Origin of the sequence: Pseudanabaena cinerea FACHB-1277, from assembly GCF_014696345.1 — a bacterium.
Classification (GTDB): domain Bacteria; phylum Cyanobacteriota; class Cyanobacteriia; order Pseudanabaenales; family Pseudanabaenaceae; genus Pseudanabaena; species Pseudanabaena cinerea.
This window is the reverse complement of record NZ_JACJPY010000040.1, coordinates 15,992-37,468: the sequence shown is the minus strand read 5'-3', so window position 1 is coordinate 37,468 and position 21,477 is coordinate 15,992. Positions and strand designations below refer to the sequence as shown.

Sequence of the window (21,477 nt, the reverse complement as noted above, 5' to 3'; positions counted from 1 at the left end):
ACGATCCAAATCTACACTTGCTTAATAGCGTATGTTTTATTAGAGCTAGTAGAGATACCAAAAGAGTTTGGCTGTAAGATGTTAGATAAACTGAGGTATTTACAAGCATTCATGAGTGAGAATATCAGTTATGTACATTGGTTTAGGAAGATAGTGATATTAAGCTGAAATCACGCTTTTTGCAGGAGTAGTGTGTCCACTTTTGGGATAACCTCATGTCTGATTCAACACTTCTGGTCCCAAATAATTGCTTTTTTGTCTTGACTGCCACTGATGAGTTTGAGATTGTCTTTAGTGACGATTAGGGATGTGACGAGATCTTGATGACCGATTAAGTTCCAGATCCTAGAACGGGTTTGTAAGTTCCAGAGGCGGATTGAGTTGGGAATGTCTTTGCTGCCACTGAATAAATAGTTGCCATCGCTGGTAATGGCGATCGCCTTAACTTCATCATTATGTCCAATTAACGTATAAAGTTGCTTGCTGGTTGCTAAGTCCCAGATGCGGATGAGGCGATCGCCCCCTGCACTAATTATTCGTTTACCATCGGGTGTAAATAAAATACTGTTCACCTCACCCAGATGCCCTTTGAGGGTTGCTAAGGCTTTACCCGTTTTAATATCCCAGATTTTGATGGTGCGATCGCGGCTGGCACTGGCGATCTGCTCACCATTGGGAGAAATGGCAACAGCAAGTATTTTGTCGGTATGCTCTTTGATTGATCGCCTAAGTTTACCTGTAGAGATTTGCCAGAGGTTTACCCGATTGTCATAACTACCGCTTACTAATAGATCCTGATCGGGGGCGATCGCCAAACCACTAATTAGGTTGGTATGCCCTTTGATTAGCTTTAAAACCTTCCCCGATGTTGTATCGATAATCCGAATATTTTTATCTAAGCCTGCGGTAATAATCTGGTTGTCAGTCAGAAATACTACGGAACGCACCCATCCACCTTGGTCTTTGATCTCGCGAATAGGCGTGGAGCTATTGCTGTCAATTTGCCAAATTTTTACAGTGCCATCGTCACTGGCGCTGGCAACCTCCCTGCCATTGGGACTAATGGCGACTGACTGCACCGTATCGGTATGAGCTAGCAAGAATCTGGAAGGATTGAGTAGGTTTTGGCGTTGTCCAAGGGGTTGAATAATTCCTTCTTCAAACTCACCAATGGCAGAAATCTTGATGACAGTGCCAATGCTCAAGCCAACTATGGCGGCAATGGTTACAGAAAATGCTAAAAGTATCGGTGATGGCGGACGGCGACTAGATTCTTTGATAGCCTGTTTGACTGACTTTTGAATGGATTTTCGTTTTGCGCTTATCTTATTTTTTGCTTTGGCATGATCGCCCGATGTAGCAAAATCTAATTGATCCATTTCTTTAATTGCCATAATGATTTTTAAAATTGCTTGGCAATTTAAGGGGCGATCGCTGGGCTTACGGGCAATCATGGCATCAATTAAATCGGCTAGTTCTTCGGAAATATCGGGCGATCGCGATCGCCATTCAAAAACATCCCGTTCAGGATTATAGGTGTCTAAAGGATACTTACCTGTTACGAGGTGGATCATCGTACAGCCAAGGGCGTAAAAATCTGATTGTGGTACGGCAAAACCTTTCTCTTGTTCGGGTGCGGTATAACCCACCGAACATATACTTGTCACCCCCTGAACACCTCCGATCTTGGCTAAATAAGTATGTGTGGCTTCGCGGGCTGTGCCGAAGTCGATCAGGACTAGCTGCCCCGATGGCGCTAACATAATATTCGCTGGCTTAATATCACGATGAAAATAGCCTTTGCTATGTACTAGGGATAGAATCTCCACCAATTGCTTTAACCATGCGATCGCCCGTTTTTGGGCAATTGGTTGGTAATGACGTTGCTTAAGCCATTGTTCAAGATTTAGCCCTTCAATTTTTTGCATGACGATGCCATGCAACATGGCTCCATTTTCCAAATAGTGATGGACATAGGCATCAATTTTGGGGATACCTGCGTGTTCGATGCGCCCTAATACCAAAGCTTCCTGTTGAAATAAAGCCACAGCTTTTTCATCCCCATTAAGATCCTGTTTAAGAACCTTCAGGATTTTGGACTTACCCATGAGATCGATCGCTTCATAAACCATACCGAAGCCACCGCTATCGCTCAATAGTTTGGTGGCGCTGTAACAATCGTCAATAATCAAGTTAGACCCGCAACCTTGACAGGTTGTATATTTGTCATTGTCGGGATGATCGGGGGCAGGGCAGTTAGGATTAATACATATACGCATGGCATTTTAGATGCATAGCATTCAATAGCGTAACAGTTTATACCGAGTCATAGAAGTGTATCCACACTTGCATAACTTGAAAACCAAACCCAGTAAGAGTTTTTAAATCAGGAAATGGTGTAGCCATTTTTTGATTTGGTATTAGACTTGAATATATAGTTTTATCGGGCTTTTTGTAATTAATCCATGATCGAATATATTGCGACTTTATTGATTAATGCAGCCATATTTGCATTATTTAGCTTAGGTCTGAATCTGCAATGGGGATTTACAGGGCTGGTCAATTTCGGTCATGTGGCTTTTATGACCATTGGCGCATATACAACGGTTTTACTGAGCCTAAACGGTGTGCCTTGGGGATTGGCTTTTTTGATTGCGTCAGCGATCGCGGGTTTATTGGGGGTGGTGATCGGCAGCACGGCTCTCAAATTGCGCGAAGACTATCTGGGGATCGTTACCATTGGTGTATCGGAGATGGTGCGGCTCGTAGTCAATAATGAGGCTTGGCTAACTAGAGGCACTGGGGGCGTGCAAGACTTTCCTTTACCTTTGGTAAATCTACTCGATCGCCAATATTATTCCTATGTGCTGCTAATACTGTTGTTGATCACAGTTGGCATTGTTTATTGGCGGCTACAGTGGCTAGTGAGATCGCCTTGGGGACGAGTATTAAAGGCAATTCGCGAAGATGAAGAAGTAGCAAAGGCGCTGGGCAAAGATGTATTTGGTTACAAATTACAGGCATTTGCCATTGGCGGGGCGATCGGCGGCATGGCAGGCGCTTTTTATGCGTGGCAACTAACTACGGTTTACCCCGATAACTTTGTCCCCCTGATTACTTTCCAAGCTTGGACAATCGTCACCATTGGCGGCGCAGGCAGCAATTTAGGGGTAATCATTGGGGCGATCGTATTCCAGTTTTATAATGCGCTCCCCCGCTTTTTACCCGAACAAATTCGTGCCGATGGTGGCAGGTTTGAGGCAATTCAATTGATTTTGATTGGTTTAACTTTAATCTTGCTAATGCTATGGCGACCACAGGGGATCTTAGGCAATAAAAAAGAACTCACCTTAAATCGCTGACAAATACAGCGCTTTGCGCTGAGTTAAAAGAGAAAGGGCGCAAAGCGCCCTTTCTCTTTTTGTATTCTTTTAGTATTTAGGAACCGTTGGATCGACTTGCTCGCTCCAAGCATTGATCCCGCCTGTAACATTGATCCCGTCAATGCCAGCTTGCTTGAGAATGCCCAAAGCCTTCATTGATCGCCCACCCATTTTGCAATGGGCAATGAGCTTTTTATCACCTAGCAAATCCTTCACCTTCTGAACACCGTTACCATTTTCGATTTCTGGTAAAGGCACGAGAACAGTATTGGGGATCTTGCCAATTTCCCACTCATTAGGATTACGCACATCAATAATTAGATAGTCAGATGCACCACCATCAATGATCGATTTCAATTCTGTAACGGAAATCTCGGCGATCGCCTGTTGTGCTTCCATATCATTTGCCTTTTGTTGAGGGATACCACAAAACATCTCATAATCAATCAGCTTGTCGATCACAGGACGCACTGGATTAGGACGTAATTTCAATTCGCGGAAAGTCATCTTCAGGGCATCGTATAGCAACAATCGCCCACTCAAAGTATTTCCTTGACCAAGGATAATTTTAACAGTTTCGGTGGCTTGAATTAAGCCGATAATGCCTGGCAGAATGCCCAGCACACCGCCCTCGGCGCAGGAAGGCACTAATCCTGGTGGTGGTGGCTCTGGATAGAGATCGCGATAGTTGGGGCCGCCCTCATAGTTAAAGACAGTCGCCTGTCCTTCAAAACGGAAAATTGAACCGTAAACATTGGGTTTATTTAGCAGCACACAGGCATCGTTAACCAGATAGCGGGTGGGGAAGTTATCAGTGCCATCAACGATGATGTCGTAGGGAGCCATGATCTCTAGAGCGTTTGCCGAAGATATATTGGTGTTGTAGAGATCAATCTGGCAATAGGGATTAATTTCTAAAATGCGGGTCTTGGCGGATTCGATCTTGGGTTTGCCGACGGTGCTGGTGCTATGGATGACCTGACGCTGCAAATTAGAGGTATCTACCACATCAAAATCGACAATGCCGATGCGTCCAACCCCTGCGGCAGCAAGATACAATAACAGGGGTGAGCCTAACCCGCCTGTGCCGATACAGAGGACATTGGCAGCCTTGAGGCGTTTTTGTCCTTCTACGCCCACCTCTGGCAAGATCAGATGCCGCGAGTAGCGCTCGTAGTCATCTTGGGTGAGTTGAATTGTATTTAAATCTGGGTTGAGCATGATTAAGTAAATCGCAGTTGGCGATCCTAGGTGCGATCCTAGTCGATCGCTTTGGCTTGATAAAGATTCTAATATTCTAGACTAGAGTTCTAGTTTATGCTTTTCAGTGCTTGGCTTTGTATTACAAAATTTTAAGCAAAATCTTAAGCGCTCACACAAGTCTAAGTGTCGCTATAATCTTTGTAGAGAGCCAATACCAAATCAGAAAATTGCGTAGCCATTTCGTGATTTAAAAACCTTTAATGGGTTTGGTTTTCAATTTACGAAAATGTGGCAACACTTTCATGAATTGGTATAATCACTAGCTTGACCGCGTTTAGTTACTTTTAATTATTTATGGATATTCCCTACATTTACTACATTCCCATCTACCCCGATGATGATAATTGTGAAACCCTGATGCACTTATTCATAGGACAGCCAGGACTAGACGCACAGATCTTGGGTGTACTTGAGGATCTAGACAATCGCGAGCATAGTGGGGAAGGCGTGGATTATGTCCATGAGCTTGAAGAGCAATGTGGGCTGAAGCGAATCTCTGTCAGGTTTCTGCCCCGCAAGCGCGAGCGGGCTGTGCCAATTATGACTTAGCTTTTTGACAGGTTATGGAGATCGCCGTACAAGTTGTATTGACGGTAATGATTTTGGGGTGATATCCCCACTTCGGGTAATTCAGCGATCACTGATCTAGCTTGTAAGATGAGGATAGTTGTTAGATTCTGTAAGTAATAGTTATGGCATTTTTTGACTCTGAAATCGTACAGCATGAAGCGCGTAATCTATTTCAAGATTATCAAGCTCTGACACAGCTAGGAAGTAGCTATGGCAAGTTTGATCGGGAAGGGAAAATTCTCTTTATTGAAAAAATGGAAGAGATGATGGATCGTTATAAAATCTTTATGAAGCGGTTTGAGCTTTCTGATGACTTTATGGCGCAGATGACGCTCAAGCAATTGGAAAACCAACTGGGAAATTTTGGTATTACTCCGCAACAAATGTTTGACCAAATGAATTTTACTTTGGAGCGGATGAAGGCGGAAATTTCTAGCCAAGCTTAGCTGTTGGCTTTTAGCTTTTGGGCTTTGGGTATTTGTGGGCGAGCGATGACGATTACACCACATACCTTTGTATTGGCTTTGCTAAGAGTGGCTATTGCCTCGCGGATGGTTGCGCCGCTTGTGTAAATGTCGTCAAATAGGATGACTTGGTGTTGCTTGGGCGTAACTTGAGCAGTGAATGCTTGCGATAGGTTCTCTTGACGTTCGGTTACGCTTTGAGTGAGCATTTGCGCCTTTGTGTCCTTTATTCGTTGTAATAATTGTGGATAGCACCTTAAACCTGTGCGATCGCAAAACTGACGTGCGGCAACTTCGGCTTGGTTGAATCCTCTGGATTTGAGCTTGTTGGCATGGAGGGGAATGGGAACGATCGCTAGATTTTTTTTTGTGTTGTTTGGCATTGGCGATCGCTGCCATTGGTCGGCAATTTTGATCGCGATTGCTTGCATGATTTCGGGATGGTTTTCATATTTGCAGGCGGCGATCGCCCGTTTGAGCGCACCATCGTAAATGCCCCAACTGTAGAGGGGAATATGAGGATTAATGGGGTGATCCTTTTGTAAAAATTCGGGGGACTGATGGGCGGCAATTTGGCGATCGCAGTCGCGGCAAAGGATCAAGTCCGCAGGGCGATTACAAATGGGGCAGTTTTTTTGCCAGAGGGAATCAGCGATCGTGCTAGTTAATTTTTGAAACCACTGCATAGATTTTGCTGCAAATAAAAAATATTGAGGAGCGGCGCGAAGCGCTGCCCCTCAATATTTACTCTACGGTGACTGATTTAGCAAGATTACGGGGCTGGTCGACATCAAGCCCACGATGGGCTGCCACATGATAGGACAATAATTGCAAGGGAATTACGGTCAAGACTGGCGAAAAGATTTCATCGACAATGGGAATCGGCAAAATGTGATCGAATACTTCATGGGCGGCGAGATCGTCAATGGGGGCAACGCCGATGAGTTTGGCATCCCTCGCCTTTGCCTCTTGAGAGTTAGATAACACTTTTTCATACACTGCCCCAGGGGTAGCGATCGCCACGACAGGCACATCCTCATCAAGGAGGGCGATCGGTCCATGCTTCATTTCGCCTGCGGGATAACCTTCGGCATGGATATAACTAATTTCCTTCAGTTTCAACGCCCCTTCAAGGGCGATCGGGAAATTAATGCCGCGTCCTAAAAAGATAAAATCTTTAGTATGGGTAAACAGGCGCGATAGGTCTTCAATGTAACGCTCTTGACCTTCCAAAATCCGTTCCATATAGGCGGGTAATTGCCGTAGTCCTTCGATAAATTCCTGAATCTGTACTTCTGTTAATTTGCCCCTAGCGGCAAAGTCTAGGGCAAGTAAGTAGAAGATCAGCAGTTGGGCGATAAAGGTTTTGGTGGCAGCCACACCGATCTCAATTCCTGCTTGAGTATCGATAATGGCATCGGCAACTCTGGCAATGGAACTTTCGGTACGGTTGGTGATGCCCAAGCAGCGATCGCCCCTTGATTTAGCCAGTTCTAGCGCTGCTAAGGTGTCGGCGGTTTCGCCCGATTGAGTCACGCCAATCACCAAGGTGTTGTTTAGAGAAGGCGGCGGCGAATAGCGATATTCAGAAGCATATTGCACCGTGGTGGGAATACCCGCGACCTGCTCTAATAGATATTTGCCAATTAAAGAAGCGTGCCAACTGGTTCCACAGGCGAGAATTTCCACCCGTTCAATGGAATCAATAAATCCTGCGGGTAAACCTAGCTGCACATGATTCGCTTCGCTAATATACCGCGCCAGCCCTGCCCGAAATACCCCAGGTTGCTCATAGATTTCCTTGAGCATATAATGCTTGAAGCCTTGCTTCTCAACCATCGTGGGGTTCCAGTTGAGGGTTTGGGGCGCACGGCGGAGGCGATCGCCTTTAGCATTAAATACCTGCACTGCATCCTTAGTAATTCTGGCAATCTCGCCATTTTCTAAAGGAATTACGGTACGGGTATAGGCAACGAGAGCAGGAGTATCGGAAGCACAGAAATTCTCATCTTTGCCAATGCCAATCACTAGGGGCGCTTGCTGCCGCACCACGATTAATTCATCGGGATAGTCGGCATGAATGACGGCGATCGCATAGGCTCCTTGCAACTTCTCAACCGTGAGCCTGACTGCCTCAAATAATACTGAAGGCGATCGCTCTGGAATCACATTGCCCAAATGTGCCAACTGAGTTAGATATTCAGCGATCATGTGGGGAATCACTTCCGTATCTGTCTCACTGACAAAAATATGACCTTGTTCCTTTAATTCAATTCGCAGTAAATGATAGTTCTCAACAATGCCATTTTGAACTACCGCTAAATTGCCAGTGGTATTGGTGTGAGGGTGGGCATTATGTTCTTCGGGCTTGCCGTGGGTTGCCCATCTTGTATGCCCAATGCCAATGGGCGCAGTTGGAGCCGTATCAGCCTTGAGTTTCTCTTCCAATTGCGATAACTTTCCCTTAGCCCTCACCCGATGCAAACTGCGATCGCTGCCGTCAATGTCAGGAATTGTCGCTACGCCTGCGGAATCGTAGCCGCGATATTCCAGCTTGCGTAATCCTGAGATCAAAACTTCATTTGCCGAACGATGCCCGATGTAGCCAACAATTCCACACATAATGTCAATTTAAAATTAATACGATCAATTTTTGACGCGAAGCATCAGAAATTATGATCGTATTTAACCATGTCAAGTTCCTAAGATAGCAAAAAGCTCTGACATGATTACTTTTTACAGCCAATACAGCATCAGTGTAAGTTTTAAAATGACTATGTTTTTCCAGAAAATTTCTTGCTGTAAACAATTCGTTGATGGAACTGTCAGAACTACCCGAAATGATGGATTTGCTATCGGTGATAAAGGCTACTAACCAACCTCTAGGATTATTCTAGGAGATAATGCTATTGAAGTTCTGCAAGTGTCAGTCAATGGCTAGGCGTAGTGGTTTAGATGAGTAATCTGTTTCAAATTATTGAGGTTCCAGAGGATGCGGCTGAGTCTGAAGAGGCTATGGGTAGTAAATTCAAATTTTGGTTTAATCATCGTGATTTAGGTAAATGTCTTTTTAAACAGGTTCGCCCTAATACGGGGGAAGACTGGTCTGAAAAAGTTGCCTCTGAACTTGCCGAATTATTAGGCTTACCCCATGCAAGCTATGAACTGGCTACTTGGCAAAACCGTAATGGGGTGATTGCAACTAATTTTCTGTCAAAGGATACAGCGCTGATTCACGGTAACGATATCCTTGCGGGGATAGTATCTAGTTATCCTAGAGATGGTTAAACCAACTAGCCAAAATCCCCATGCAAGATGTAGAGTCTATCTTTAGGCAGATACCAGAGCATCGGATTTCTCCTGTGGCTGTGGACTTTAGCTTAAAAATGTTAGAAATCAACAAAAAAAGACTACTAAATTAACGAGATCGTTGGTATTGAAAACTCTATTTTTAGCTTGGCAAGATTCAATCTCCCGTACTTGGTTTCCTGTGGGGAAACTGACCCATGAAGATGGGATGTATCACTTTGTCTATATTCAGGGAGCGAGAAAAGCTGAGAAAGAGGCTAATTTTCAACCGATCTGGTCTTTTCCTGATTTTGACTATCACTATACTTCGCCTGAACTTTTCCCTTTGTTTGCCAATCGGCTGCTAAAGCGATCGCGTCCTGACTATAAAGATTTTGTGCAGTGGTTAAATATTCCTGCTCACCAAGATGATCCGATCGCTTTGTTGGCGCGTAGTGGTGGTAAGCGTCAAACTGATAGCTTTGAGGTTTTTCCTTGTCCTGAGCGTGATGAAAATGGGGTTTATCATGTTCACTTTTTCGCGCATGGTTTAAGACATTTTCCTAGTGATGTTGAACAATATGTACGGACTTTGGAAGTGGGGACAAGGTTACTGATTACCCATGATATGCAAAATAAGTTTGATTCACGGGCTTTGATTTTACGGACTGAGGATTTACATTTTGTGGGCTATTGTCCGCGTTATTTTACTCAAGATTTTTTTGAGTTGGTTTGTGATCGCCCTAGTCAGGTTAATGTCACTGTTGAGCGTGTGAATCTGCCGCCAACACCAATACAGTTTCGTTTGCTATGCAGTCTCACGGCTGAATGGTCAGATGATTTTCATCCGTTTTCTGGTGCAGTTTTTCAGGAGTTTAGTCAGGTTTTAGCGATTTATACGTAAGTCCTATAGTCGTATCCTTTGAGACGAATGGAATGGCGATAACGATGTTGAAGGATTGGATGAGGATGTAATTTGCACAGGGCAAATTGGTAAATTTGGTTGGGAGTTGATCGAAGCGATCGCTGTTATTGCAATGCTTGCACATCCTTGGTGGCGAAACCGTGAGCAACTAGCTCTTTATTTAAGGCAACTGCATTTTTGACGCGATCGACAAAAAGCACTCCATTTAAATGATCCATTTCATGCTGGATTACCCTAGCCAATAGACCATTGGTTACTAATTTTTGCGGTCTGCCATCCTCATCGCGATAGGAAACCTCAATCTGATCAGGACGCACCACATCCAGAAATACTTCAGGAATACTCAGACATCCTTCTTCCCCAGTCACGAGGTCGCCACCCATACTCTTAATTTCAGGATTGATCATCACTAAGGGCGGCTTGCTTTCATCCTTGAGTTCGATGTCAATGACTAGCAATTGTTTGTTAATGCCCACTTGCGGCGCGGCTAAACCAATACCATCATTGCTGTACATGGTTTGCAGCATATTAACAATTATTTGCCGAATTTCATCATTGACTTTGCTGATGCGTTTTGCGGGTTGCCGCAGGACGCGATCGCCTAGGGTATGTACCTGTAGGGGCGGATTTTTGACTTTTTGTTTAGGGACTTTGATCGAAATTGCAGACATTACAGATTAGGCTATTGAGTATTAAAACTATTTTGACATAAAAATCAGCATAAGAATAGGATAGGAACGGCGATTGGTGATGCTCCTATCCTGTCTCAGCAAAGGAAGAAATGGGATACTAATAAATTGCTTGCTTGGGTTTGACGAGTTTAATGGCTCGCAAGCCAGAAATTACACCAGTGCCAATCACCGCTCCCGATAGACCACGCATTAAATTTTCAACGGGAATAATCGGAATTAAAGTATTCCAGATTGGCTCTGGCCAGTTGAATAGGTAATAGGTAAAGGCAACTTGGCTAAGATGCGCTAGTCCGCAAATCGTCCAAGTACCGCCAAAAATACCAATCGCCACGATCGCCATATTGGGACTGCTGATCATTTTGGCAAAGAGGGAACGGGTGGGCAGGGCAAATAATAATAGGGCAGACCAGTTGATAAATGAACCTGCGATAAATGTATTTACGGGGATCAAGTTGCGATGGGCAAGATAGGCATAGGCGGCTAATTCTAAGCCAAATAGAAATGTCAAGCCAATGTACCAATATTTACGATATTTACGACTAGAGCCTGCATCTTGATCTGCCATTGCCCCTGCGGTAAAACTGGCAATTACGGCTCCCCAAATGGCGATCGCTGGTACGCCTGCGGTATAGGGGGCTAGAAAAATGCCAATTAATGTGCCGATACCACTTGCCAAAGCACCTGCGATCGGTCCGAGGAGCCAGCCCAGCAAGGGGAAAATGCTTTGACTGAGGGGAATACCTTTGCCAGAGCCAAGCACAATCGAAAAAGGCACAAAGGCAAGCACGGTGACAACTGAGGCAAGCACGATAATGTAGGCGATCGGTGTGCCATCGATCGCCGCACCGCCTATGGTTTTGACCTCACGCTCTTGTCCTTGGGGGTTCGGATCTGGTTGCATTCTGCACTTTCCTACATATCATCTTCGCGAATATTATTGCCATTGCTGCTATACATTTTGCAAATGCCCCGCTTACTATTTTTAATAAATTGGCAAAATAGTTGAATATCAGGGTTATTCGCAAATTCGGGGTTTGACTCCAAAACTGCTAAAGCTTGCGATCGATTTAGCCCTGAACGGTATATGACCTTATAGGCAGCATAGATCGCCCGCCGCCGATCTTGGTCAAACCCATTGCGGCGCAAACCAAGGCGATTTAGCCCTAAAACCACATTGGTATCAACGGCCATGCAGTAGGGGGGGACATCCATGCCAAGGCGGGTCTGTCCGCGCACCATTGCATAGGAACCAATGCGCGTAAACTGATGCACCACCGAGTCACCCCCCATAAAAGCATAGTCATTTACTTCCGCATAGCCCGCCAGCAAGACATTATTTACCAGAACCACCCGATTTCCCACTAGACAGTTATGGGCAATATGCGCCCCCGTCAAAATAAAATTATCATTACCAATTTTGGTGCTAGAGCCTTCCTTTGTGCCGCGATTGACCGTGGCATATTCACGGAAAGTGTTGCGATCGCCAATCTCCACAAAGCTAGTTTCACCGCGATAGGAAGTGTCCTGCGGCTCCGAGCCTATGATTGCGCCATAGCCAATTTGATTGTCATTGCCAATTTTGGTATGCCCCGTAACTACGGCTCTGGCACGAATTTCACAGCGATCGCCGATTTCCACAAACTCATCAATGATGGCATCAGCGCCAATGATGACCCCTTTACCGATCTTTGCCTTGGGGTGAACGATCGCTCTGGGATGGATTGCCATATCGCTAAGGTTAGGGTTGGGGCTAGGATTGGTATTTGGCATTGATAATGGCGTGTCGAAAAATCAACAAAACAAGCAATAGTGTATAGCAATTTGCAGCATAATCGATCATGCGTAGGCGATAGGGAGCTTATACATTTGCGGCAATTATCCCCAATTGATGCAGTCGCAGCTCAATAGCACTCAATAGTTGAGGATAGCTATAGTTAGTTTTTTGCAAAATTTTCTGCACCGAACCACTCAGGCGAATCCGATCGGTTTCATCAAGGTCTTTAGCGGTAATCACCACAATCGGAATTGAGCCGATATCGTGACAGAGGCGTAAAAGATGAATAAATTCAAAACCATTGACGTTGGGCATCACCAAATCCAGCAGAATCAGTTGTGGCTGATAGCGCGGGATTGATGCCAATGCCTCATGCCCATCTTGCACATCAAATACTAAACAGTTTTCTTTTTCGAGCATCCGTCTAAGCATGGCGCGAATGTTGCTGTCATCTTCCACAATCAAAATTGAGAACTGTTGCTGGTGTTGAGAGCGATATTTATCGATGGTGGCAATCAGGCGATCGCGGTCAATGGGTTTAAATAGATAATCATTCGCGCCGATCTCGTAGCCCCCCAAATGGCAATTATCGGAATTATCAAATGGATTAATTGGCTCATCGACAGCTATCTCGGAGATTGTTAGCAAAATAATGGGAATGCCTGAGGTTAAAGGTTGCGATTTTAATTCTTTTAGTACTTCCCAACCACTCATCTGAGGCATCTGCACATCCAGAATGATGGCACTGGGAGTAATTTGTTGTGCTAGGGAAATTCCTTCTTCTCCATTAAAAGCAGAATAAATAAATAAGCCCCTTTTCCCAAGATGCGATCGCGTAAATTGATGAATTAAAGGATCGTCATCAATAACTAAAACTGACGGATAGGAAGTGGTTGCATTTTCTGCCAGTTGCTGTGGCTGTTGGGGGTTTGCGGCAATTACTGCTGCTGAGGGAACAGGGTGGGCGATCGCTTGATGAGGCGCTGGTTCCAATAACTGTTCATTATGTTCATTAAAATTATGTTCATTAATATGTTCCTGCTCAAATTCTTGCTCAGAAATCTGCTCAAATTCTTGCTCAGAAATTTGATGCTTATGCTTCGCGTCATTAGGATTTGGCGGTTGTGCCGATAGTTTGGCTGATTCGCGATGATCAACGGGCAGAGAAATCATAAATTGCGAACCCTTGCCCAACTCGCTACTGACCGTAATACTCCCCCCCATCATTTGGCAAAGCCGATGACTAATGGCTAAACCTAGACCAGTCCCGCCATATTGACGGGTTGTGGAGCTATCTACTTGATTGAATGGCTGAAATAGCTTTTGGATATTTTCAGGGCTGATGCCAATGCCTGTATCAGTAATTAAAATTTGAAAACATTCCCGACTGGATAAATTGGGCGATCGCTGCGGTGAAATAGTTTGGCGACTTACCTGTACTGAAATTAATCCCGTCTTTGTAAACTTACAAGCATTACTAAGAACATTGAGCAGTACCTGACGCACACGGGTCATATCGGCATAGATGCTGCCCAAGGTTTCATCGCAATCAATATTAAGGCGATTATTATTTTTGAGCAGTAGCGGTTGAATAGTGTTGACACTATCCCAAACTAGCTTAGGCAGATCAAAATAGTCAGGATAGATTTCTAATTTGCCTGCCTCAATTTTGGTCATGTCCAAAATATCATTAATCAAATCTAGTAAATGTTTACCTGATTGATGAATTTTCTGAAGATCCTGCTCAAAGTCTTCTAGCCCCAATAAAGCCGCATCCTCTTGCAGCATTTCGCTATAACCAATGATCGCATTGAGTGGTGTGCGTAACTCGTGGCTCATGTTTGCCACAAAGGTGCTTTTAGTACGGTTGGCTTCAAGGGCGCGATCGCGGGCAGTTGCCAGTTCTTCATTCATTTGTCTCAGCATCTCTTCATCGCGTTTGCGGCGCATCAAAGCCCCCAATTGCATCGCGATCGCCCCAATGGGACCAACCAAGTGCTGATCGTGATCATTGGGAGTGCGTGTAAAAAACACTACGATCGCCACCACCTTATGATCATCGCTCACAGGAATTGCCAACCCTGACTTAAGACCACATTCCATCGCCAAATGCTTGCGTAAAAAATTAGACTCCGCCTCTAGGGATATGTCCCAAATCCATTCAGGCTTTTGATGTACCCATACCCGCCCAGGAAAACCAATGCCTGCGGGGAAAGAAATTTTCTCACTATGTTCTCGGAATATTTCCAAGCCTTCAATACTGCTATACCATGCAGAACTGCATACCAATTGCTCGGCATCCACCACGGGTGTCCATGCTTCGCCATAGTCCCAACCTGTAAACTGACAAATTTTCGTTAGGGCAATTTCTAGGGCAGTTTGAAAATGCTGCGCGGCACTGATTTCTAAAGTCAAACATTGCAATAGTTGTGACTCCTCTTCCGCCCTTTTGCGCTGCGTAATATCCTGCACAGTCCCCTCAAAGCCAATAAGTTTGCCTTGCCAATCGCGAATAGCACGCACATTTTCGGAAATCCAGATTTTGCTGCGATCGCGGCGATAGACCTGTGATTCAAAGTTAGAAATGGTATCTTGAGAGCCGAGAATATCGATGAACTCTTGACGGCGGTATGGATTTACATAGATCTGTTCTGCAATATTGGTGATATTCTCAATCAGTTCTCGCACTGATTTGTAGCCATAGATTTGAGCAAGCATCCGATTGGCAATCACATAATGACCGTCAAGGGTGGTCTGAAAAATTCCCTCGATCGCATTCTCAAAAATGCTCTTGTATTTTGCTTCTGCGCTTTCGAGTTTGTCACGGAGTTTAGAAGTACGTTCTTTTAGTAATTGATGAGCCTCCATCGCCTGCCGTACCACCGTTCGCAACACACCTATCTCATAGGGTTTTGTAATATATTTAAACACCTTAGATTCATTAATTGCCTGCACCAAGTCCCGCACATCTGTATAGGCAGTCAAAACGATGCGGAGGGTATCAGGATAGGCTTCCGCAACTTGACTGAGCAATTCTGTCCCCGACATCATGGGCATCCTTTGATCGGTGATAATCACGCTAACATCTGACTCTTTGGCAAGAATAGCAAGAGCCTCAAATCCACTTTTAGCACGGATGACCTTATATTCACGATGAAAGGTGCGATACAGTATATCTAAGTTATCGGTCTCATCGTCAACGATCAAAAGTTTTGGTAATCCTTTGCTAGATAACGGAGATTTGGGGACATTGGTCATGGTGATAGCCAAGAAGTGATGGTGGGCAGCGATAAAAACTCAAAACCCTCATTGGGAAATGATTGACTGACAAATCCCCCCCCAAAAAAGCGAGCAGGATGCCCGCGCTACAGGGATTTTAAATTTGGAGTAAGCAATCGTGGGGAAGTCACTATAAAGCCACTATATTTAGAGGCTATGATCTTATAGAAATTAATAGAAATTAAATAATAGCTAACATGAAAATTGTCGTGACAGGTGGTACAGGATTTGTTGGAGTGAAATTAGTAGAGCAGTTGCACGCTCTAGGCGATCGCCTCGTTGTGCTTGCCCGTAATCCGCAAAAAGCCAATCGCCAATTTCCTAAACAACTTTTCCCCAATATCGAAGTCACTGGCTATACGCCTTTTCAACTAGGAGACTGGGCAAAGCAAATCGCAGGCTGTGATGCTGTAATTAATCTAGCAGGTGAACCGATCGCGGGGGTGCGTTGGACAGCGCAGCGCAAGCAAGAAATTCGTGATAGTCGCATTCTCACCACAAGAGTGCTAGTGGAGGCGATCGCGATGGCTGATGTTAAACCGCAAACATTGATTAGTGGATCGGCGATCGGCTACTACGGTACAAGTTTAGACAAGTCCTTTGATGAATACAGTGATGCTGGTAACGATTTTTTGGCCAATGTCTGCAAGGGCTGGGAAGCCGAAGCGGACAAGGTTATGGACTTGGGTTTAAGGCTGGTCAAGCTCAGAACAGGCATTGTCTTGGGTATGGGTGGGGCGATCGCCAAAATGCTGCCCATTTTTCAGGTGGGCGGCGGTGGCAAAATTGGCAGTGGCAAGCAATGGTTTTCATGGATTCACCGCGATGATCTCCTGTCGCTAATTATCTACGCGCTGACCAATCCACAAGTATCAGGGGCGGTCAATGCCACTGCCCCCAATCCTGTCACCAATGAAGACTTTACGCTCGCTTTCGCCAAAGCAGTTCAACGCCCTGCATTTCTGCCCGTACCTGCGGCGGCATTGCTCTTAGTGTTTGGTGAAGGGGCAAGTGTTTTACTAGACGGACAAAAAGTATTACCCCATAAGGCAAGCATCAATCAGTTTTCCTTTCAATATCCTGATATTGATTCAGCGTTGCAGCAAATATTCACCTAGTCATGCTCACTTGAGCTTGATTTCAGAAGATCGATGTAAGGTTAACTGCGTTGTTACTGAAGAGCCATCGGGGTTGAGCAAGTCACAGGCGATCGGTAGGCGACTAATATTTTTATTACTGCCGATTACCACCATTGCCGAACCCTCCAGTAATTTTTGGTTAGGGTCTGGATTGATCTCAAACTTTTGAGCATGGCTCACTGCTACCACATTTACGCCATAGTCAGCCCGCAGTTTTAGTTCCAGAATCGTTTTATTATGAAATTCTTCAGGAACCATCACTTCCACAATACTATGATCAGGATCAAGCTCAAAGCGTTCTAAAATACCCCTTTGCGTCAGCGATCGCGCCAAAGCTCTGCCCATCTCCGCCTCAGGATAGACCACCAGATCCGCACCCACTTTTTTTAATAATGTCCCGTGAATCTCTGAAGAAGCTTTAGCCACCACCTGTTTTACCCCCGCTTCCTTGACGTGCAGGGTCGTCACAATACTTTCTTCTAAAAAATTGCCGATCGCCACAATTACCGTATCAATCTCCAAAATGCCCGACTCTTGAAGGGCGAGGGGATTGGTGGAATCGAGTTGGATGCAATGGGCAGCCAGATTTTCGGCTCTCGCTTCACTCACCCGCGCTTCTTCCATGTCGGCGGCCAGCACCTCATAGCCCAATTGATCGAGGGTATGACATACCGCCCTACCAAAACGCCCCAAGCCAATCACCGCAAATTGTTTGTTATCTGAGCGCCGATTGCGAAAAAAACTCAGTGAAGATATGTCCATTCTATTTTCCTTTTATAAAAACATCTTGCAAATTTTTAAAGTTGCCGCAACGCAGCAATTTTAAAAATTGGATTACCTTAGCCCACCAACATTGATTCTTGGGGATACTTGATCAAACTAGGTTTAGTATCCGCAAAAATAGCACCCATCAATAGCAAAACACCAACCCGCCCGATATACATCGTGGCAATGATGATCAATCGCCCCGCCATCGATAGTGAGGCGGTAATGCCCGTTGATAGTCCCACTGTACCGAAGGCAGAGGTGGACTCAAAAAGTAGGTTAATAAAGTTGATGTTGCGATCTGTTATTGATAGTAGTCCTGTAGAAAGAATCACTGTAAATAAAGATCCCATCACCACCCCCACAGCCTTCAAGATCAAACCATTGGGAACCTGTAACTCGTATAAAACCACTTGATCACGCCCCTGCAAAGCCGCCTTAGTGCAGCTTGACATAATGCGGGCGGTGGTGGTCTTGATGCCGCCGCCAGTACTACCAGGACTTGCGCCAATAAACATCAAGGCGATCGTGATAAAAATCCCTGTGATGGTCATTTTGCCATTGTCGATCGTATTAAAACCTGCGGTGCGGGTGGTGACAGATTGAAACCAAGCCGCAACTAGCTGATCGAGGAAAGACAAATTATTGAGGGTGTCAGGATTGCTAAACTCCGTAAACCAGAAAAATATCGTACCGAAGATAATCAGGGTAATCGTGGTGCTAATCGCCACACAAAAATTTAGACTAAAGGAAATATATTCACGATTATTTGCCAGCTTACTTCTAATCCATAAATATCCTTCAAGGATTACTTGATAGCCGATGCCGCCAAAAATGATTAGTAAGCCGATGATAATGCTGACCATTGGGGTACGCACATAGCTCATAAGGTTGTCGGATAATAAACCGAATCCCGCATTATTAAAGGCACTAACACTATGGAATATTGCTGACCAAATGCTATCCCTGAGGGGCATGGTCTGATTAAAAATAGGGATCAGGGCAAAAGCACCTGTGAGTTCAATTAATATTGTCACCGCAATAATCGACTGCACAAGTTGTAACCCGCCGCGAATACCTCTGGTATCTAGAGATTGTTGCAGGGTGATTTTGTCCCGCAGGCTAAACTTACGTCCAATCAGTAGCAGCAGTAAGGTGGTGGCGGTCATGTAACCTAAACCGCCAACTTGAAACAGCAACATTAAAAATAGCTGTCCCCAAAATGTATAAAACTTGCCAACATCAACGACAGAGAGTCCAGTCACGCATACGGCTGAGGTTGACGAAAACAGCGCCGTAATCGGATCGCTCCAGGTGCCGCTAGTGTTGGATATGGGCATCATCAACAAAAATGCGCCCACAAATATGACGGCTAAAAAACCCAAACAAATTGTTCTCGCAGGACTCACAGCTATGCTCCGCAAATTTCAAAGATCATACTAATCTTTTTTGTGGTTAACCATACTCGCTACCGTAATGCTGAATTAATTTAGGAGTGATACGATCGCTATATGTTAATTAGCTCCATCAAAACGCCATCAGGCACAAGGGATAAGTAAGGGAGAAAACTATGAAATATTATCGGTTCGGCACATTTGATAATGGGATGCCCAATGGCTCAGGCGATCGCTGGGCAGGTGTGCGATTTTGGTTGACCACTTTATTTATCTTTTGGGCGATCGGCGCGATCGGGCTAGGTTGGATCGTGAAGTCTCTATTTATTCTGATTGGCTTGCTTTTAGCGCTGCCGATCGCTGCCTTTATCGGTTTGCAATGGTGGGCAACCAGCAAAATCTTAACAGCAGAATGTCCTATATGCAGCCACACTTTTACCGCCACAAAGGGTAGTCAGTTTAACTGTCCTAGCTGCGGCGAACCTTTAGAGACCCACAACAATCAATTTAAGCGGATCACGCCTCCAGGCACAATTGATATTGATGTGCAGGTAATGGATTGAGGTGCTGTCAAGCCCAAAGCACGGTAATATTTCATGAGTCGTTATTATGCAGGTGTCACTATGCCATTGATTGCCACTGACAAAATTGTGAAGGATTTAGAAAAAGCAGGTGCTTTGGCGATGCGCGTTCCGCCCGAAGGTGGCTATGAAGGGCGTTACCAATTGCGTCTAAAAAATGCAGGTTATGACATTTTATTTATTACGGCGCGGGGTTTGGGTGATGTCAATAGCTATCTCACAGGCGTACATGGGGTGCGTCCATCGCACCTTGGTAAAACTGAGATCCGCACTTATTTTATTCCGCCTGCAATTCAGATGCGCTTGAATGCTTTGCCTGCCAAGTCTAAGGGCTTGGTGGTCTGGCTCATCGAAGGTAAATATCTATCTCAAGAAGAGCTAGAAACCCTTAGCCAAATCCCCGATCGCGACCCAAGGGTGAAGATCGTCATTGAGGTTGGCAGCGATCGCCAAGTATCATGGCAGCCCCTCAAACAGGCAACTGCCGCCTAATGATCGAATGATTGAAAAAGCCGCGCTAAGCGCGGCTTTTTGGTGATTAAGGGTTGATTTTTTTGTCAGGCTGCTTCACAAAGACGCGATCGCCCACCTGCACACCACTCAAAATTTGGGTTTGATCATCGACAGTTGTGCCAATGGTAACGGGGCGAAATTGCGATTTGCCATTGGCATCAGCAACTAGTACGCCCGTTTTTCCCTCTTGGGTGACGATCGCCACCGTTGGCACGACTAGGGCATTATTAATCATCTGTCCAATAAACCGTAAATCAGTATTCATGCCCGATTGCAACTTATCCTTGCCCGTCTCCAGCATTACCCGCACTTGAAATGAAGTGACATTCTGCTCAATGATTGCTTCTGGTGCAATCAGCCGCACTTTGCCCTTGAAGGTTTCAGATGGAAAAGCATCGGCGATAATTTCCACCTCTTGCCCAATTTTAATTTGAGCAATATCCACCTCTGGCACTTTGGCAATGATTTCTAAACCATTGGCGATCGCCACGATAGATGTAGATGTGGAGGAGTTGGTCAGAGAGGCAGTGGTGGTGGGGGTAACAAATGCGCCAGCATTGGCATACTTTTGGGTGATAATGCCCGCAAAGGGGGCGCGAATAATGGTGTCTTCAAGCTGTACCTCGATGCCTCTGATGGCAGCGATCGCCTGTGCCAGTTGCGCCTCCGCTTGGGCAAGATCTTCAGGACGGCTGCCATTGCGGAGTAATTCCAATTGACGATTTGCCTCGGCGAGATTTGCCTCGGCTGCCTGTACATCTGCCTCAGTGCTGCGATTGTCTGTAATCACCTCATCAAAGCGATCACGGGAGACTGCACCCTCAGTTTGCAAATTTTGAAACCGTGATGTGCGGATTTGGGTCAGTGCCAAGCGCGACTTTGCCGCCTCTAGCCGCCCCCGTGCTGCCTCCACCCTTGCCGATGCCGCCGCAATATCTTCAGGGCGATTGCCGTTGCGGAGCCTTGCCAAGTTCGCTTCACTCGCAGCAGCATTTGCCTGTGCTTGATATAACTGTGGGATCAGATTGGCATTGTCCATTCTTGCAATCACTTGCCCCTTCGTAACCCTTGCCCCCTGCTCCACCAATAGCTCCATCAGTTTACCAGCCTGTTTGGGGCTGAGGTTTACCGTTTCAATGGGGACAACGGAGCCGCTTGAGCGAATTTTGACAGGCAGCGATCGCGACTCCACTAGCTCAGTTTTACTACCTGCGGTGTCTAGATTTTGCTGAGAGGCGCTAATAATTCTAAATGCGATCAAGCTGCCACCCAACAGCGCGATCACCAAGACTATAGTTAACCATAGACGATTGCGAGGCTTTTGGGACTGAGGCGCTTCTTTCTGGTTTTTTTGAGGAGATATGGCAGTCTGCATTACGTTTGAGCCTAGTCAATCGAGCTGATGAAATAAAATGACAAAATAGAATACTTCTTTAACTTATTAAAT

19 protein-coding genes and 1 pseudogene are annotated in these 21,477 nt (G+C 45.3%); 9 read left to right on the top strand and 11 right to left on the bottom strand.

Annotated elements, in window-relative coordinates; translation table 11 throughout:
* Positions 1–168: pseudogene (locus H6F44_RS23195) on the top strand (IS4 family transposase); the annotation flags it as partial.
* A 56-nt stretch (positions 169–224) separates the two neighbouring features.
* Here H6F44_RS23195 and H6F44_RS13185 read toward each other — a convergent pair.
* On the bottom strand, positions 225–2,279 hold the full coding sequence (locus H6F44_RS13185; protein ID WP_190351428.1) for a serine/threonine-protein kinase: 2,055 nt from the start codon (positions 2,277–2,279) through the stop codon (positions 225–227).
* A gap of 186 nt (positions 2,280–2,465) precedes the next feature.
* On the opposite strand from H6F44_RS13185, the gene H6F44_RS13180 reads away from it, so the two are divergent.
* A complete protein-coding gene (locus H6F44_RS13180; RefSeq protein WP_190351427.1) occupies positions 2,466–3,362 on the top strand; it encodes a branched-chain amino acid ABC transporter permease in 897 nt (298 codons plus the stop codon).
* Between the two features lie 69 nt (positions 3,363–3,431).
* Here H6F44_RS13180 and moeB read toward each other — a convergent pair whose 3' ends face one another.
* A complete protein-coding gene (gene moeB / locus H6F44_RS13175) occupies positions 3,432–4,604 on the bottom strand; it encodes a molybdopterin-synthase adenylyltransferase MoeB (RefSeq protein ID WP_190351426.1) in 1,173 nt (390 codons plus the stop codon).
* 336 nt (positions 4,605–4,940) lie between these two features.
* Here moeB and H6F44_RS13170 point away from each other — a divergent pair, with 336 nt between their 5' ends.
* The gene (locus H6F44_RS13170; RefSeq protein WP_190351425.1) at positions 4,941–5,195 is read left to right on the top strand and encodes a hypothetical protein; all 255 of its coding nucleotides are present in this window, start codon (positions 4,941–4,943) and stop codon (positions 5,193–5,195) included.
* A gap of 143 nt (positions 5,196–5,338) precedes the next feature.
* On the top strand, positions 5,339–5,662 hold the full coding sequence (locus H6F44_RS13165) for a DUF1825 family protein (RefSeq protein WP_190351424.1): 324 nt from the start codon (positions 5,339–5,341) through the stop codon (positions 5,660–5,662).
* Here the strand turns inward: H6F44_RS13165 and H6F44_RS13160 are convergent.
* Together H6F44_RS13160 and glmS are read right to left on the bottom strand one after the other, a co-directional pair.
* Positions 5,659–6,366 (bottom strand): ComF family protein, encoded by a 708-nt coding sequence (locus H6F44_RS13160; protein WP_190351423.1) that lies wholly within the window; start codon positions 6,364–6,366, stop codon positions 5,659–5,661. The two genes, H6F44_RS13165 and H6F44_RS13160, sit on opposite strands and share 4 nt — an antisense overlap.
* Before the next feature lie 58 nt (positions 6,367–6,424).
* A complete protein-coding gene (gene glmS, locus H6F44_RS13155) occupies positions 6,425–8,302 on the bottom strand; it encodes a glutamine--fructose-6-phosphate transaminase (isomerizing) (RefSeq protein WP_190351421.1) in 1,878 nt (625 codons plus the stop codon).
* 333 nt (positions 8,303–8,635) lie between these two features.
* On the opposite strand from glmS, the gene H6F44_RS13150 reads away from it, so the two are divergent.
* Entirely contained in the window at positions 8,636–8,968 is a 333-nt protein-coding gene (locus tag H6F44_RS13150; protein WP_190351419.1) for a HipA domain-containing protein, read from the top strand.
* 148 nt (positions 8,969–9,116) lie between these two features.
* On the top strand, positions 9,117–9,872 hold the full coding sequence (locus tag H6F44_RS13145) for an HIRAN domain-containing protein (RefSeq protein ID WP_190351417.1): 756 nt from the start codon (positions 9,117–9,119) through the stop codon (positions 9,870–9,872).
* A 125-nt stretch (positions 9,873–9,997) separates the two neighbouring features.
* Here the strand turns inward: H6F44_RS13145 and def are convergent, their stop codons facing one another.
* From def to H6F44_RS13125, 4 genes are all read right to left on the bottom strand, one after another.
* Entirely contained in the window at positions 9,998–10,564 is a 567-nt protein-coding gene (gene def / locus H6F44_RS13140; RefSeq protein WP_190351416.1) for a peptide deformylase, read from the bottom strand.
* 118 nt (positions 10,565–10,682) lie between these two features.
* On the bottom strand, positions 10,683–11,486 hold the full coding sequence (locus tag H6F44_RS13135) for a hypothetical protein (protein WP_190351415.1): 804 nt from the start codon (positions 11,484–11,486) through the stop codon (positions 10,683–10,685).
* A gap of 11 nt (positions 11,487–11,497) precedes the next feature.
* On the bottom strand, positions 11,498–12,355 hold the full coding sequence (lpxA, locus tag H6F44_RS13130) for an acyl-ACP--UDP-N-acetylglucosamine O-acyltransferase (RefSeq protein ID WP_190351414.1): 858 nt from the start codon (positions 12,353–12,355) through the stop codon (positions 11,498–11,500).
* An 88-nt stretch (positions 12,356–12,443) separates the two neighbouring features.
* Positions 12,444–15,617 (bottom strand): response regulator, encoded by a 3,174-nt coding sequence (locus H6F44_RS13125; protein ID WP_242016561.1) that lies wholly within the window; start codon positions 15,615–15,617, stop codon positions 12,444–12,446.
* A gap of 218 nt (positions 15,618–15,835) precedes the next feature.
* Between H6F44_RS13125 and thyD the strand changes: the two genes are divergently transcribed.
* Positions 15,836–16,756 (top strand): thylakoid membrane protein ThyD, encoded by a 921-nt coding sequence (gene thyD / locus H6F44_RS13120; protein WP_190351413.1) that lies wholly within the window; start codon positions 15,836–15,838, stop codon positions 16,754–16,756.
* A gap of 6 nt (positions 16,757–16,762) precedes the next feature.
* On the opposite strand, the gene H6F44_RS13115 is transcribed toward thyD, so the two are convergent.
* Both H6F44_RS13115 and H6F44_RS13110 read right to left on the bottom strand, forming a co-directional pair.
* A complete protein-coding gene (locus H6F44_RS13115; protein WP_190351412.1) occupies positions 16,763–17,539 on the bottom strand; it encodes a potassium channel family protein in 777 nt (258 codons plus the stop codon).
* Positions 17,540–17,616: 77 nt separating this feature from the next.
* Positions 17,617–18,951 (bottom strand): TrkH family potassium uptake protein, encoded by a 1,335-nt coding sequence (locus H6F44_RS13110; RefSeq protein ID WP_190351411.1) that lies wholly within the window; start codon positions 18,949–18,951, stop codon positions 17,617–17,619.
* A 161-nt stretch (positions 18,952–19,112) separates the two neighbouring features.
* On the opposite strand from H6F44_RS13110, the gene H6F44_RS13105 reads away from it, so the two are divergent.
* Positions 19,113–19,499 carry a hypothetical protein gene (locus H6F44_RS13105; RefSeq protein WP_190351410.1) on the top strand — a complete coding sequence of 129 codons (387 nt, stop codon included), beginning with the start codon at positions 19,113–19,115 and terminating at the stop codon, positions 19,497–19,499.
* A gap of 60 nt (positions 19,500–19,559) precedes the next feature.
* A complete protein-coding gene (locus H6F44_RS13100; protein WP_190351431.1) occupies positions 19,560–20,009 on the top strand; it encodes an NAD(P)H-quinone oxidoreductase subunit N in 450 nt (149 codons plus the stop codon).
* Positions 20,010–20,055: 46 nt separating this feature from the next.
* Here the strand turns inward: H6F44_RS13100 and H6F44_RS13095 are convergent, their stop codons facing one another.
* Positions 20,056–21,405, bottom strand: coding sequence for an efflux RND transporter periplasmic adaptor subunit (locus H6F44_RS13095; protein WP_190351409.1), 1,350 nt, complete (start codon positions 21,403–21,405; stop codon positions 20,056–20,058).
* Between the last annotated feature and the right edge of the window lie 72 nt (positions 21,406–21,477).